The following is a 14,584-nucleotide window of genomic DNA, read 5'->3' on the forward strand; positions in this document are numbered from 1 at the left end:
TTCCTCCGAAATTCGTTTCTTGTTATTCGGCCAGAACGGCCTGGATTTTCGCCCGAACCTCTTCCTGCAAAGCCTTGTCGGCATTGCGCGGAATATTCACGTCGTAGGCGATCTTGGCCGGGCGGCGCAGCACCACGATGCGGTCGCCGATCTGGAGCGCCTCGTTGATGGAATGGGTGATGAAAACGGCGGTCTTGCCGTTCTCGCTCACCAGCCGCTTGAATTCCTCGCGCAGCCGGTTTCCGGTCATCTCGTCGAGCGCGGAGAACGGCTCGTCGCAGAGCAGGAGACCGGCGTTTGTGGCAAACGCGCGGGCGATCGACACGCGCTGGCGCATGCCGCCGGAGAGTGCGTGCGGATAGTCGTTCTCATGCCCGCCGAGGCCGAGCTGCGTCAGCCAACGCTGGGCAGTGGCGGTGCGCTCTGCCTTGGGAACATCCAGCATTTCCAGCCCAAGCTCGACATTCTGGATCGCGGTGCGCCAGGGCAGCAGGCGGTCGTTCTGGAACACGATGGCGATCTTGCCCCGGAACCAGTTGAACTCGGTGAAAGGGTTGTGGCCCGACACCTCCACCTTGCCCTCGCTCGGCTCCAGAAGGCCGGCGATCATGTTGAACATGGTGGACTTGCCGCACCCAGTCTTGCCGAGGATGGCGACCAGTTCGCCGGGGCGGATTTCCAGGTTCAGGTCGTCCACGGCCTTGAATAGGTCGCCGCCGCCGCTTTGCCGGCCGAACACCTTCGACACATGGTCGAAGCGGATTTCGGCGGGGCCGGTGGTGGCGGGCGAAGGGGTCGCGGTTAGGGCGTTCATAGTGCACGCTCCGAAATGGCCCGATAGCGGAAGGCGAAGTTTTCAATCAGGGTCAGGATGTGCTGAACGATCAGCACGAAGAACACGAGCTGCAAGGTCCAGGCGAGCGCGCCGGCCATGTCGAACACCTGCTGCTGCTGCAGTAACTGGTAGCCGACGCCCCCGGTCGCGCCCACCAGCTCGGCCACCACGACGACGCGCGAGGCGTTGCCGAGGTTGACCTTCCAGGCGGTGAGGATCTCGGGAAGGATCGAGGGCATGATGATGACCCGGAAGGTCTTCGCCCGTGAGGGGCGGAAGCTCATCACCATCTCCACCAGATCCTTGGACATGGCGCGCAGCGCGCCGAGCACCTGGAAGGTGAAGGCCGGCAGGGTGGTCAGCACCATGATGAAGAAGATGCGAAATTCCACGCCGTGGAACCAGATGATGGCGAACACCACCCAGGACAGCGCCGGGATGCCCTGGAAGAAGGTGAGGATCGGCGAGAGAAACTGATCGACTGCCTTCGACCGTGCCATCACCAGCGCGAGCGCCGCGCCGATGATGAAGGCACCCGCCAGACCCGCCAGGATGCGCAGGACGGTGTAGAACACGTCCACCATCTGCGACCAGTGAATCAGGATGTCCACGCACTTCCAGAACACCGCCACCAAGGAGGGGAACAGGTAGGGCGGGAAGAACAGCGACGCGATCTGCCACAGCGCCGCCATCAGCACGAAGGGCGCCACCGCTCGCACCACGCGCGTCAGGAAAGCAAGCCCCGGTACGGACGGGGAACCACCATCGATGGTTCGGTCAGTCACTGTTTCGCTCCCTCATAGATGGTGGCTGCCGACGGGTCGCCGGGCAGGAAATCGATGCTGCGGCCGGCGGCATAGACGGCGGTGATTTCCTTGCGGATGTCGGACGCCCAGCGCACGTTCAGCCCAAGGCGGTCGTTGGCCTTCACGAGGTCGGAGATGGCCTTCTGGTCCTCGGGCGAACCCTTGGGGGCGATCAGCTTCGCGGCATCGTCGGGATTAGCCACGATCCACGCGGCGGCGTCCTTGTAGGCGGCATAGAGCTTGGGGATCAGCGGCTTGTTCTTCGCCACCCAGTCGGTGTGCGCGGCGACACCGAGATAGGGGATGTCGTTGGTGCCGGTGAACTTGTTCCAGCTTTCCTTGATCTTCAGGTCGAGCCCGCGAATCGTCGGCTTCTTTGCCATCAGCGAGGTGTAGGCCGGCTCCCAGAGTTGGATGCCGCTGGCGCGATCCGCGAGCGCATAGCCGATAAGGCCGGGGGTTGCCGTGTTCACCACCGCGATCTTCGACGTGTCGATGCCCTGTTGGCGCGCGAGCCAGTCGAACATCACCCAATTGGTGGTGCCCTTCGCGGCTGCGAGTTCCTTGCCTTCCAGGTCCTTGAGCGCCTTGATGTCGGGCCGTGAAGTGACGACCGCGCCCCAATAATCGAACAGGTTGAACAGATACGTCACCTTGACGCCGCGCAGGTCGGCAAGGCCCACCGTCAGCAGCGCTGCGCTGCCGCCCACCTGGTATTCGCCGGAATTGAACTGAGCGGTGTAAGCGTCGGGCGTGCGCTCATCGAAGGTGATGGCGAGACCGTTCTTCTCGTCCAGCTTCTGCGCCTTGATCACCGGCGGCAGAAAGGCGCCGAGCGAGGGGGCGCCGAACACGACGATGGAAACCTTATCGAGCGCCTGGGCGAATGATGACGTAACGGCAGTCGCCGACATCAGGGTGGCGAGGCCCAAAGTGCAAAGCTTGTTCATCTGCTTCCTCCGGAATTTTGTTGTTTGGTTAGGCAGCATTCACACGGGACAAAAAGGCGTTCACCGCCTCGGCGAAGGCGTCTGGCGCCTCCACCGCGCTGAGATGCGCGGCATCGAGGGTGACCATCTCGGCACCTGCAATGGCGGCGGCGATTTCCGCCCCGCGCGCCGGTGGCGTAGAGGGGTCGTGGGCGCCGGCGATCACCAGAACAGGACAGATGATGGTGCCGAGTTCACCGAGCAGATCGGTGCTTCCCAGCAGTTCGCAGCAGGCGGCATAGCCCTCGGGCGGCGTCGCGCCGATAATGTCCCCCACCTGCGCCACCCGCTGCGGGTTGGCGGCACGGAATTGCTCGCTGAACCAGCGGCTCAGCGTCGGCGCCACGAGCTGGGCGAGGCCATCCTTTCGGGCACCGACCGCGCGGTCGAGCCACATCTGGGCCGGCGGGAAGCTGGCCGCGGTGTTGGCGAGCACGAGGCCGGTCAGACGATCACCGGCATGGGCGCCGATCCACATGCCCGTCAGCCCACCCAGCGAAACGCCGCAGACCGTGGCGCGCGCAATGCCGAGCCCATCCATGACCGCAATGAGATCCTTCCCCAGGCGGTCGACGGCATAGGGACCGGCCGGCACGTCAGAGCGGCCGTGGCCGCGCGTGTCGTAGCGCACGATGTAGGCGTGGGGCGCGAGGCGCTCCGTCACCTCGTCCCAGGTGCTGATGTCGGCCGCCAGCGAGTTGCTGAAGATCAGCGCCGGCTTGCCGGGGGTGCCGGAAACCTCCACCGCGAGGCGCATGCCGGGCGCGACCTCGATGCGCAGGTCCGTGTTGCTGGCGGCATCCATCGGCCTACTCCGCCGCGCCGAGGGCGGACTGGCCGCCGACTTCGAATTCCTTACGCAGCGCGGTGAAGAAACGCCCGATGAGGTGCTTCGACACGCTGCCGAGGATGCGTTGGCCGACGCCGGCCACGAGGCCGCCCACTTCGCCCACGCCCTGGTAGGCCAGCAGGCAGGTGCCGTCGTCCTGCGGGGTGATCTCGAACTTCGCCTGGCCGTTGCCGTGGCCGAGCGAGCCGGCGCCGGAGACGGAGATGGAGCAGGTGCGCGGCGGCTGCTTGTCCGAGAGCGCGATCTCGCCCTCGAACGAACCGCCGACCGCGGCGACTCGAAGCTGCATGTCCACCTTGTAGGCATCCGGTGCAGTCTCGGTCATGGCCTTGCAGCCGGGGATGCAGCGGGTCAGCACCACCGGATCGTTGAGCGCCGTCCAGAGGCTCTCCACGTCCGCCTGGACGACCTCGCTGCCTGAGATATCGAGCTTCATGGCGCGGTGCTCCTCACAGGCCCAGCAAGCGGGCGATCAGCCCGCCATTGATGGAGGCGCGCTCAGCGTCGGTGAACGACGTCTGCGCGACGAGTTTCATCGGCGCAAGATCGCCGATCGGGAACGGCATGTCGGAGCCCATCATGAGGCGGTCCGCGCCGACGATGTCGGCGAGGTAACGCAGCGTGCGGGTGTCCTGGACGATGGTGTCGTAATAGAGCGCCGAGAGCGCCGCATCCGGATCACCCAGCGACTTGTCGAGACCGTAATTGGTCCGCAGCCGGCCGATGACATAGGGCAGCGCCGAACCGCCGATGCCGGCGATGATCTTGGTGCGGGTATAGCGGGTGACATGGCCGGCATAGATCAGCCGGGAGATGGCGATCAGCATGTCGGTGACGCGCCCGACGGCGTTCGCCATGCCGTAGTCATGCACCCGGTCGTCGCCGCTCTCGAACACCGGGTGGATGCCCACCACCATGCCGAGTTCGTCCGCCGTCTCCCAGAACGGCAGCAGCGTCGGATCGTCCAGAACGCCGCCCTTGCCCTTGGGCTGGGTGCCGATCATCACGCTCTTGAAGCCCTGGCCGTGGGCCTCGCGCAGCACCTCGGCGGCGCGGGCGCCGTCCTGCATCGGCACGCAGGCCATGGGCAGGAAGCGCGGGTTTTCTTTGGCCGTGAGCAGCATGTGCTCGTTGTAGAGCCGCGACCAGGCGACCCCTTCCGCCACCGGCAGATCGTTGCCGAAGATGTCGAGCCAGCCGGCGACCACCTGGCTTTCGACGCCCTGCTCGTCCATCCACTTGGTGCGCGCCGCCACATCGCTCAGCGGCTTGGGCACCGGACGGGTCGGCTTGCCGCCGGAGAAGGAGAAGCCGCCTTCCGGCGTGATGCGCACGGACGGAAACGTCTCGGCCTTCGACTTGATAACTTCCACCAGAGTCGGGGGCACAAGATGGGCGTGGGCGTCGATGATCATTTTCGTCTTCTCTTCTTAGGCTGTTCTGTTCTGACTGTTCTTGTCGTCTGCTCTTGGCGCTTACTTGCCCGCCTCGCGTGCGGCGGCGATGGCGTCGCTGATCGCGTAGATGCGGATCGGCAGCTTGTCGAACTCGATGCCGAGCCCGGCGACCGCATCGTTGATGGCACCGGAAATGGCGGCGGGGGAGCCGAGATAGCCGCTTTCCCCAGAGCCCTTCTGGCCGAACACCGTGAAGGGCGAGGGCGTCACATGGTGGACGATCTCCACCTCCGGCATCTCGTGTGAGGAGGGCAGCAGATAGTCCATGAAGCTCTGGGTGAGCATCTGCCCTTCGTCGTCGTAGACGAACTCCTCCAGCAGCGTGGCGCCGAGGCCGTGGGCGATGCCGCCGAGCGTCATGCCCTTGACGATGTGCGGGTTGATGACCGTGCCGCAATCGTGGCCGATCACGTAGCGCCGCAATTCCGGCTTGCCGATCTCCGGGTCCAGCGCCACCAGCACCACATGGAACTCGAAGGAATGGCAGGGATACATCTGCACCCGGCCATCCACCGGCAGCTTGTCGCCTGTGGGCACCTGCATCACATGGGTGACTTCGAGGCCGGGCTCGGTGTCCGGCGGCAGCAGATGGAAATTGCGGTGGGCGATGTTGACCAGTTCCGCCCATTCCAGCCGGCGGCCCGAGGCCGGGTCGGTCACGGCGCCGGTCTCATAGGTCGTGGCGTCGGGTGAGATGCCGAACTGATGCGCGGCGATGCGCACCAGCTTCGCCCGGAGCTTCTGCGCCGCGTGGAAGCACGCGCCGCCCAGCATGATCGCCATGCGGCTGCCGACCGGCGAGTTGGACGGCAGGCTGGTCAGCGTGTCGGGGCGCACCACGCGGATGCGGTCCGGGTCGATCTGGAGCACTTCGGCGACCACGGTCGCCGCCAGCGTCTCATGGCCCTGGCCGGACGAGGTGGTGTGGATGGTGACCGTGATGAAGCCCGGCCCGTCCACATTGATGCGGGCGGAATCCATCCAGGTGGTGGTGGTGTTCTTCTCGTTCAGCAGCGGCTCGAACGAGGAATTTCCGCCCGACGGCTCCAGGCAGGCGGCAAAGCCGATGCCGGCCAGCATGCCGGAGGCGCGCAGCCGGTCCCGCTCCCTGAGCAGCGCGGGGTAGTCCACCTGCGTCAGCACCTTCTCGACCACGGTGTGGTAGTCGCCGCTGTCGTAATGGGTGCCGCTCGGGATCAGATAGGGAAACTCCTCCTTGCGGATGAAGTTGCGTCGCCGCACCTCGATCGGGTCGAGCCCGCAGGCCCAGGCCACCTTGTTGATCGCGGTCTCGATGGCGTAGTTCGTCGGCGCCTGGCCGAAGCCGCGCACCGCCTCCTGCGCCGCCTTGTTGGTGGTCACGGACTGCGCCCGATAGGCCACGCTCTCGATCTTATAGGGGCCGACGATGGCGCCGATCGGCTTGCCGAGCTGGAACGGCGCGCGCCCCGCATAGGCACCGGCATTGTCCAGCGCCCGCATCTTCATCGACTTGACGATGCCGTCGTCGTTGAAGGCGATGTCCACGTCGAAGATGCGATCCGGGCCGTGGGCATCGCCCGCCCGCATATTCTCCAGCCGGTCTTCCAGCACCCGCACCGGACGGTTGAGCCGGCGCGAGAGATAGCCGGCAAGCACGGTGTGCTTGATGCCGCGCTTCACGCCGTAGCTGCCGCCCACGTCCACGTCCTGGTGGACCCGCACCGAATTGGTGGGGATGCGCAGCGCACGGGAAATCTGGTCGGAATATTTCGGCATCTGGATCGAGGCCCAGACATCGAGCATCTCCCGCCACGGGTCCCAGGACACCGCAACGCCGAAGGTCTCGATCGGCACCGTGGAATTGCGCCCCCAGGTGACGCGGAACGAAAGATGGCGCGGGCTTTCGGCGAAGTGCTTGTCCACCTCGCCCCACACGAACTGCTTGTCCAGCAGCACGTTGGACCCATGCTCGGGATGCACCGGCGGGCTCGACGGATCGAGCGCCTGCTCGGCGCTGGTGAGGTAGGGCAGCGTCTTGTAGACGACGCGCACCTTTTCGGCGGCGTCCTCGGCGAGCGCGCGGCTCTCCGCCGCCACGGCGGCGACCCATTCCCCGGCATAGCGGGTCTGGCCGACCGCGAGCGGGTAGCGGCGCACGTTGGGCGTCTCAAGCCCGTTCATGAGGGGATCGACCGCTCCGGCAAGCTCTTCGCCCGTCAGCACATAGTGCACGCCCGGCATGGCAAGCGCCGCCGAACCGTCGATGGAGACGATCGTCGCGGCGGGGTGCTGCGAGGGCACGAGCGCCACATGCAGCATGCCGTCCAGCGCGATATCGCCGACATAATGGCCCTTGCCGGCAACGAAGCGGCGGTCCTCGCGGACCCGGCGGTTGGTGGAGACGAAGCGGAAGTTCGCGGCATCGGCGCTCATGGGCGGCCCCCGTGCGGCATGTCTGCGTCCGCGGCTTCGAGGATGCCGTCCTCTGGCGCGTCGTGGCCGGCGGCGGGATCGATGTGCGGGGCGCCCATGTGCGGCGCCCTGATGCCGCGCGGCGCGTTGGCCTTGCGCAGCCGCTCAGCGGCGAACTGCACCGCCTCAATGATCTGGCCGTAGCCGGTACAGCGGCAGATATTGCCGGAGATCGCCTCGACGATGTCCTCGCGGGTCGGGTTGTCCTCGCGCTCCAGCAGCGCGTGGGACGACAGGACCATGCCCGGCGTGCAGAAGCCGCACTGCATGCCGTGGGTCTCGCAGAACGCGTCCTGAAGCACCGAAAGCTCACCCGGCGCGGGCGCGAGGCCCTCGATGGTGGTGATGTCGTAGCCGTCCGCCTGGCAGGCGAACATCAGGCAGGAGCGCACCGGCGCGCCGTCGATCAGAACCGTGCAGGCGCCGCAGACGCCGTGTTCGCACCCGGCGTGCGTTCCGGTCAGCAGGAGATCATCGCGCAAGGTGTCGAGCAGCGTCTTGCGCTCCTCCACATCGGCGCTGCGCAGCCGGCCGTTGACGTTGAGTTCGACCTTCATTGGCCGCTCCCCTTTGATTGAGCTTGCGCTAGGGCATCGCCGAGGGCGCGGGTGCCGAACACCACGGCGACCCGGCGGCGATATTCTGCGCTGGCGTGGAGATCGCCGGTGGCCTCGAGGACCTCAGCGGCAGCGAGCACCGCATCCTTCACAGCTGCCGGATCAAGCCGGGTTCCAAGGAGGCGCGAGACATCGAGCTTCATCGGCCGGTCGCCGACGCCGCCGATGCCGAGCGCCACTTTTATGCAGCGCCCCTCCGCATCGAGCGCCACCTGGGCAGCGGCCGAAACGAAGGCGAAATCGGAGCGGCGCGCGCTGATCTCATGGAACGCGACGCCGACCCGCGCATCATCCCACACCGGGAAGCGCACGGCGGTGAGCACGCCAGTGGGCGGAACGGCGGTGAGCATGGGGCCGATGAAGAAATCGTCCGCCGGCATGGGCATGGGGCCCATCTCGTCCTCTACGATGATGTCCGCCTCAAGCGTCACGGCGACCAGCGGGATTTCCGCCGAGGGATCGGCATTGGCGCAGGAGCCGCCCACCGTGCCGCGATTGCGGGTGGGGGGATGGCCGACCCACGGCAACGCGGCCGCAAGCAGCGGAAGATGGCGCGCGACCAGTTCGGAATGCTCCGCCTCCACCTGCCGCGTGGTCGCGCCGACCACCAGGGCATCGTCTTCAAAGCGAATGCCGGAGAGGCCGGGCATCCGCGCGATATCGACCAGGATGGTCGGCCGCGCGAGGCGCATGGCGAGCATGGGCACGAGGGTCTGTCCGCCGGCGATGATGCGGGCATCCTCATCGGCGGCAAGGGCCGCGCACGCCTCGCTCAGGGACGTCGGCCGGACATATCGGAAGGGAGCCGGTTTCATCGTATTATCCTGAAAGAGCCGCCGCGCCGTGCGTGGCGCGGGGCCGTCTGGTCGGTCAGCCCAGCAGCAGGCCGGCCTGCGCCGGCGAAAGGATCGAGACGGTCTGGGACGCCATCAGCGGGCCATCCACTTCGGATGCCGCCTTGATCGCCTTCCACTCGGGGTCGGCGCCGAACGCCGCCCAGCCGGCAACGCGGGCATCTTCATCCTTGAAGCGGGTCATATAGGTGAGGCGGCCATCTTCTACGGGAGCGGTGAAGGCGCCGAGTAGTTCGATGCCGTGCTTGGAGAACCGGGGGACCACTTCCTTCAGGAAACGCTGACGCAGAGCGTCCGCGCGCCCTTCCACAGCCTGGTAGACCCGGATTTCGTAAAGCATGGGGCACTCCCTAGAACCGAGCGACATTGGGCGCCGCGATTGATTGGGACGATACAAGTTCAAAACTCATACAGTCAATCATTGAGATAAACCAATCTCATAATTTGACTTATATTTTATGATGCAATGCAAAGATTTATGCTGCGATGCACCTAAAATGAACCACATTTGTTGCATCGCATTGGCAAAAATGGATTGTTATTCAAACAAACCGGGAGGATATGCCGGCGCATATTGCATCAATTTGCAGATTGAACTATTCGCTGTGGCAGGCCGCAGGTGACACATGAACGACTGGGTACCCTCTCTCTCTTCCCAACGCGGGCCGCGCTATGTGGCCATCGTCGATCAACTCGCAGAGGACATCGGCTCCGGGCGGGTGAAGCCGGGCACGCGCCTGCTGCCTCAGCGCGATATGGCGGAGCGGCTGGGCATCAGCGTCGGCACGGTGTCCAAGGCCTATGCCGAGGCCGAGCAGCGCGGGCTGATCTCCGGCGAGGTCGGGCGCGGCACCTTCGTCCTGCGCCGCAAGGTGCCCGTGCGCCATGATGGGCGGTCCACCAGCACCAACATCAATCTCGCACTGAACGTGCCGCCCTCCACCGGCGAGGGCGAATTGATCGCCGCGACGCTCGCGGAGATCGTCGCGGACGGCGATATGGACGGCCTGCTCGGCTATTTGCCCCACCAGGGGCGGCGCGACCACCGCGAGGCGATCGCCTCCTGGCTCGCCGTGCACGGCATGGCGGCCGATCCGGACCGCCTGTTCCTGACCCACGGCGCCCAGCACGCCCTCTCCATCGCCATCGGCATGGTGGCGGCGCCCGGCGCGCCGGTGTTGACCGAGACATTGACCTATTCGGGCATGCTCGCGCTCTCCGCCCAATCCGGCTATCGGCTGCATGGCGTCGCCATGGATTCGGAAGGTCTCCAGCCGGAGGCGCTGGACCGCGCGTTCCGTGAGACCGGCGCGCGGGTGCTCTATTGCATGCCGACATTCCAGACGCCGACCGGCGCGCTGATGCCCCAGGAGCGCCGGCTCGCCATCGCTGACATCCTGCGCCAGCACGATGCCTATCTGCTTGAGGACGACGCCTACAATTTCCTTCTGCCCACCCCCATGCGGCCGCTCTCCGCGCTGGTGCCGGAACGCGCCTTCTATGCGGTGAGCCTTGCGAAATGCCTCGCCCCCGGCCTGCGCATCGGCGCCATGATCGCGCCCGACAGCTTCCGCGACCGCTGCATCAATGCGCTGCGCGCCACCGGCTGGATGGCTGTGCCCACCATGGCGGAAACCGTCACCCGGCTGATCCAGAATGGCGGGCTCTCCCGGCAGGTGATGCTGAAGCGCGAGAAGGCGGCGCAGCGCGACGAGGTGGTGCGGCGTGTGCTCAAAGGCTGGCTTCCGGTTCGCCAGGCGCCGCCCTGCTTCCATGTCTGGCTGCCGCTGCCCATGGGCAGGACCCTCAACGCCTTGATCGCCCAGGCAGCGCAGGCGGGCATCACGCTCGCCCCGCCCGGCGCCTTGCGGCCGCATGATCCGGCGAGCCTTGGCGTGCGACTGTGCCTCGGCGCGGCCGCCAATGAGGGCGATCTGGAGAAAGCTCTCGTGGAGGTTCGCTCGATCCTCGAGCGGGCCGAAGCCATCTCCCTGGTGTAGGCTGCATTCATGAACGGCCTCAAGGACTATGCATTGGCGCTCTATGGCCGCGAGGGCGTGTCGGCGGCCTGCCTGCTGCTCCAGGAGCGCACCGGCCTCGACGTGAACCTGCTGCTGTTCGCCGCCTGGATGGGCGCCCACCGCGGATATCCCCTGGACGAGCAGGAGGTGCTTCAGGCGCGGGGCAAGGTCGCGGACTGGCACGCCGAAATCGTGCGCCCGCTGCGCGCCGTGCGCCGCCGCCTCAAGACCGGCCCCCTGCCCGCCCCCTCACAGGCCACCGCACAGCTGCGGGAAAAGCTCCAGGGCCTGGAAATCTCCGCCGAACTGATCGAGCTTGAGGAATTAAGCGCCTTGGGCCAAACACTCCCGGCAAAGCCACGCGCCGGCACGCCGCGCGACATGGCAACGGCGGGCATGACGAGAGTGGTCGCGATCGCCGCCAAGCGTGATCTCGATACCGAAGAAGAAGCGGCGGTCGCCTTCATCGCCCACGCCGCAACCCGCAACGAACCGGGCGAGACCCACCCATGAGACGCCTCATCATCGCCATCACGGGGGCATCCGGTGCCATCTACGGCATTCGCGCCCTGGAACTTCTCACTGATGTTCCCGATGTCGAGACCCACCTGATCCTCACGCCATCGGGCCTGCGCACCATCGCGGAGGAAACCGACCACAGCGCCGAGCAGGTCCGCGCCCTGGCGGATGAGGTGTACAATCCCAAGGACATCGGCGCGGCGCTCTCCTCCGGCTCCTTCATCACCGCCGGCATGCTGGTGGCGCCCTGCTCGGTCAAGACCCTGAGCGGCATCGCCCATTGCTACAATGACGAACTCACCGTGCGCGCGGCGGACGTTTGCCTGAAGGAGCGCCGCCGGGTGGTCCTGCTTCTGCGCGAGACCCCGTTCCACGCCGGGCACATCGCCCTGATGGCCCAGGCGACACAGAACGGCGCCATCATCATGCCGCCGGTGCCCGCTTTCTATCACCGGCCTAAAAGCCTCGACGAAATGGTGAACCAGACGGTCGCCCGCGCCCTCGACCTGTTCGACATCCGCCTTACCCTCACCAAGCGATGGAAAGAGGACGCGGGCGACGCCTGAACGCCGCCCGGTTTGAGGCTACTGCCTCTCGATACCCGCCTTCTCGATCACCGCCGACCATTTGGCGATGTCCCCCTTCAGGCGATCCCCCAGGGCCTGCGGCGTGCTGCCCTTGGCCTCGATACCCAGTTCCAGCAGACGCCGCTTCACGTCCGGCATGGCGACGATGTCGTTGATCGCCGTGTTGAGGATGGAGATCACCTCCGGCGGAGTGCCAGTGGGGGCGAAGATCGCGTTCCAGGACGTCACCTCGAAGCCCTTCACCCCGCTGGCGTCCACCGTCACGAGGTCGCTCAGCACGGGGGATTTATCAAGGCCCGAGGAAGCGATGGCGCGGATCTTCTTGTCAGCGAGCATGGCCTTCGCCGAGGCGTAGCTGTCGATCATCAGGTCCACATCATTGCGCATCAGCGAGACGGTCAGGTCCGGTGTGCTCTTGTAGGGGATGATGGTGAAGTCGATCCCGGCCATGGACTTGAACAGTTCCGCCGAAAGGTTCTGGCTGGAGCCGACATTCACCGTGCCGACATTGAGCGCACCGGCATTGGCCTTGGCGAAGGCGATCAAGTCCTGGACGGAGGTATACTTTGACGTGCCGTTGGTGAGGAACAGGAAGTCGAAATAGCCCAGTGATGAGACCGGCGCGAAATCCTTCACCGGATCGAACGGCAGCTTCTTGAACAGCGGCACCGAGATCGCGGTGCCGTTGGTCAGCAGCGCCAGCGTATAGCCGTCCGTGCCGCCGGCGAGAGCCGCGCGCGCGGCGGTGATGCCGCCGGCGCCCGGCTGGTTGTCGATGATGAATTGCTGGCCGAGCTTTTCCGAGAGCTTCTCGGCCACCACGCGCACCGTGATATCGGCGATGCCGCCGGGACCGAACGGGACGACGATGCGCGCTGGCCGGGTGGGATAATTGGCCTGGGCCAGAGCCGGGATGGTGCCGGTGCCGAGTGCGAGCGCGAGGGCACCGCCCGCAAGAATCCTGCTGAACATGGTCATGTGTTTCCTCTTGGATCAGGCGGCGCCGGTTCGCCCGGCGTCCAGGTTTGCGAAATCAGGAAATGTTCAGGCGCCAGCGTCCGGCAGGTCGTCCACATAGACGAGGCCGGCTGCCGCGAGCGGTTCGCGCATCTTGTACATGTCGAGCCCGAGTACGCCGGAGGCGAGCGTCGCGCGCTTCGCGCCCTCATTGGCCTCGCGTGCGGCGGCCTTCGCCGCGACCTCGGCCGCACGGGCGCGCGGCACCACGACGACACCGTCATCGTCCGCCACCACCACGTCGCCGGGATGGACCAGGGCGCCGGCGCAGACCACCGGCACGTTCACTGAACCAAGCGTCGCCTTCACGGTGCCCTTGGCCGAGACAGCGCGCGGCCACACGGGAAAACCCATCTCGGTGAGGGTCTTCACGTCGCGACAGCCGGCGTCGATGACCAGGCCGACAGCCCCGCGCGCCTTGAAGGAGGTCGCCAGAAGATCGCCGAACATCCCGTCGGTATTGTCGGCGGTGCAGGCCACCACGACGATGTCGCCGGGCTTGATCTGCTCGGCGGCGACATGGAGCATCCAATTGTCGCCGGGCTGGGCCAGAACCGTGATGGCGCTGCCCGCCACCTGCGCGCCGGAAAAGATCGGGCGCATATAGGTCTTCATGAGGCCGAGCCGGCCCATGGCCTCATGCACCGTGGCGACGCCGAAGCCCGCCAGCGCATCGATCACGCCCTGGTCGGCGCGGCGGACATTGCGGACGACGAGGCCGGTCATGCCAGTTCCTCCAGCACCATGGGGAACACCCGCTGGTAGGCTTCGCCATGGGTCATGGGACGTCCGGAATTACGCCCGCCCTGGACCCCGCGATTGAGCGCGACACGGGTGTAATAGTCCCAAAGATGTTTCTGCGCCCCAAGCACCTCGAACGCTGCGTACTTCACGTCCCACACGTCGGAGATGTTGAGAATGATGCTGGGTTTGAAGTCGCACTGCTCAGGCTGGTGCGGCTCAAACAGGAACACCGGCGGGGCGGAATAGGCGCGGGTATGGTCCGGCTTGTGGCCCGCCGCCTGGGCGATAATGCGGGCCTCCTGGGCGAAGCGCGTCGCCTCCGGGTGGTCGACATTGTAGGGATCGGACAGCGCATGGGTGAGGACGAAGGCGGGCTTCTCCTCGCGGTAGATATCCACCATCCGGTCCAGCATCGCCTCGGTGGGGCGCAGCGGATAATCGCCGGCGTCGAAGAATTCGATCTCAGCGCCGAGGATCCGCGCGGCCTCCTCCGCCTCGGCCTTGCGCTGGGCCTTCACCTCTTCAATATCGACCCCTGGCACCTTCCAGGCGAACTGGCTCTCGCCGCGCTCGCCGTAGGACATGCAGACGATCTTGACGCGGTATCCCTTGCGCGCATGAAGCGCGATGGCCCCGCCGGCACGCCAGACGAAATCGCCGGGGTGAGCGGTGACGACAAGGGCGGTTTTCTGCTCAGACATGACGTGTTCTTTCTTGGAAGCTTGATGCTTGTTCTGAATACTTAAAATCCGAATAGATCATCGACGCGTTTCAAGTCTCAGGCGCGCACCGCGCTAAGCGCGATCGCCCCCTCTCCCGCTTGCGAGAGCTCTG

General features: G+C 66.0%; 16 protein-coding genes. 3 read left to right on the plus strand and 13 right to left on the minus strand.

The features are described 5' to 3' along the window. Positions 1 to 22: 22 nt before the first annotated feature. From ADADO0_RS07090 to ADADO0_RS07135, 10 genes are read right to left on the minus strand one after another with little or no spacing between them, the layout of a single operon-like run. Positions 23 to 814, minus strand: coding sequence for an ABC transporter ATP-binding protein (locus ADADO0_RS07090; RefSeq protein ID WP_511304423.1), 792 nt, complete (start codon positions 812 to 814; stop codon positions 23 to 25). Further along, positions 811 to 1,620: an ABC transporter permease gene (locus ADADO0_RS07095; RefSeq protein ID WP_511304424.1), complete on the minus strand. Its 810-nt coding sequence runs from the start codon at positions 1,618 to 1,620 to the stop codon at positions 811 to 813. Before ADADO0_RS07095 ends, ADADO0_RS07090 begins: the two co-directional genes overlap by 4 nt. Then, entirely contained in the window at positions 1,617 to 2,591 is a 975-nt protein-coding gene (locus tag ADADO0_RS07100) for an ABC transporter substrate-binding protein (protein ID WP_511304425.1), read from the minus strand. The genes ADADO0_RS07095 and ADADO0_RS07100 overlap by 4 nt, the downstream gene beginning before the upstream one ends. A 28-nt stretch (positions 2,592 to 2,619) precedes the next feature. After that, positions 2,620 to 3,435: a 3-oxoadipate enol-lactonase gene (gene pcaD, locus ADADO0_RS07105; RefSeq protein WP_511304426.1), complete on the minus strand. Its 816-nt coding sequence runs from the start codon at positions 3,433 to 3,435 to the stop codon at positions 2,620 to 2,622. 4 nt (positions 3,436 to 3,439) lie between these two features. Next, a complete protein-coding gene (locus tag ADADO0_RS07110; protein ID WP_511304427.1) occupies positions 3,440 to 3,916 on the minus strand; it encodes an SRPBCC family protein in 477 nt (158 codons plus the stop codon). A gap of 13 nt (positions 3,917 to 3,929) precedes the next feature. Next, complete coding sequence (locus tag ADADO0_RS07115; protein WP_511304428.1) at positions 3,930 to 4,895, minus strand: amidohydrolase family protein; 966 nt, start codon at positions 4,893 to 4,895, stop codon at positions 3,930 to 3,932. A gap of 60 nt (positions 4,896 to 4,955) precedes the next feature. Continuing rightward, on the minus strand, positions 4,956 to 7,352 hold the full coding sequence (locus ADADO0_RS07120; protein ID WP_511304429.1) for a xanthine dehydrogenase family protein molybdopterin-binding subunit: 2,397 nt from the start codon (positions 7,350 to 7,352) through the stop codon (positions 4,956 to 4,958). Then, positions 7,349 to 7,948 carry a (2Fe-2S)-binding protein gene (locus tag ADADO0_RS07125; RefSeq protein WP_511304430.1) on the minus strand — a complete coding sequence of 200 codons (600 nt, stop codon included), beginning with the start codon at positions 7,946 to 7,948 and terminating at the stop codon, positions 7,349 to 7,351. Before ADADO0_RS07125 ends, ADADO0_RS07120 begins: the two co-directional genes overlap by 4 nt. Next, positions 7,945 to 8,823, minus strand: coding sequence for an FAD binding domain-containing protein (locus tag ADADO0_RS07130; protein ID WP_511304431.1), 879 nt, complete (start codon positions 8,821 to 8,823; stop codon positions 7,945 to 7,947). Before ADADO0_RS07130 ends, ADADO0_RS07125 begins: the two co-directional genes overlap by 4 nt. A 55-nt stretch (positions 8,824 to 8,878) precedes the next feature. Further along, positions 8,879 to 9,202, minus strand: coding sequence for an NIPSNAP family protein (locus ADADO0_RS07135; protein ID WP_511304432.1), 324 nt, complete (start codon positions 9,200 to 9,202; stop codon positions 8,879 to 8,881). Positions 9,203 to 9,488: 286 nt separating this feature from the next. Here ADADO0_RS07135 and ADADO0_RS07140 point away from each other — a divergent pair, with 286 nt between their 5' ends. From ADADO0_RS07140 to ADADO0_RS07150, 3 genes are read left to right on the plus strand one after another with little or no spacing between them, the layout of a single operon-like run. After that, entirely contained in the window at positions 9,489 to 10,862 is a 1,374-nt protein-coding gene (locus ADADO0_RS07140; protein ID WP_511304433.1) for an aminotransferase-like domain-containing protein, read from the plus strand. A 9-nt stretch (positions 10,863 to 10,871) separates the two neighbouring features. After that, a complete protein-coding gene (locus ADADO0_RS07145; RefSeq protein WP_511304434.1) occupies positions 10,872 to 11,396 on the plus strand; it encodes a TIGR02444 family protein in 525 nt (174 codons plus the stop codon). Then, entirely contained in the window at positions 11,393 to 11,968 is a 576-nt protein-coding gene (locus tag ADADO0_RS07150) for a UbiX family flavin prenyltransferase (RefSeq protein ID WP_511304435.1), read from the plus strand. The genes ADADO0_RS07145 and ADADO0_RS07150 overlap by 4 nt, the downstream gene beginning before the upstream one ends. Before the next feature lie 18 nt (positions 11,969 to 11,986). Here ADADO0_RS07150 and ADADO0_RS07155 read toward each other — a convergent pair whose 3' ends face one another. The 3 genes from ADADO0_RS07155 to ADADO0_RS07165 form a co-directional block, all read right to left on the minus strand. Beyond that, complete coding sequence (locus ADADO0_RS07155; RefSeq protein ID WP_511304436.1) at positions 11,987 to 12,967, minus strand: tripartite tricarboxylate transporter substrate binding protein; 981 nt, start codon at positions 12,965 to 12,967, stop codon at positions 11,987 to 11,989. 66 nt (positions 12,968 to 13,033) lie between these two features. Then, on the minus strand, positions 13,034 to 13,732 hold the full coding sequence (locus ADADO0_RS07160) for a 4-carboxy-4-hydroxy-2-oxoadipate aldolase/oxaloacetate decarboxylase (protein WP_511304437.1): 699 nt from the start codon (positions 13,730 to 13,732) through the stop codon (positions 13,034 to 13,036). Further along, a complete protein-coding gene (locus ADADO0_RS07165) occupies positions 13,729 to 14,451 on the minus strand; it encodes a PIG-L deacetylase family protein (RefSeq protein WP_511304438.1) in 723 nt (240 codons plus the stop codon). Before ADADO0_RS07165 ends, ADADO0_RS07160 begins: the two co-directional genes overlap by 4 nt. Positions 14,452 to 14,584: the final 133 nt, after the last annotated feature.

This window comes from Aquabacter sp. (assembly GCF_965279295.1).
Taxonomy (GTDB): domain Bacteria; phylum Pseudomonadota; class Alphaproteobacteria; order Rhizobiales; family Xanthobacteraceae; genus Aquabacter.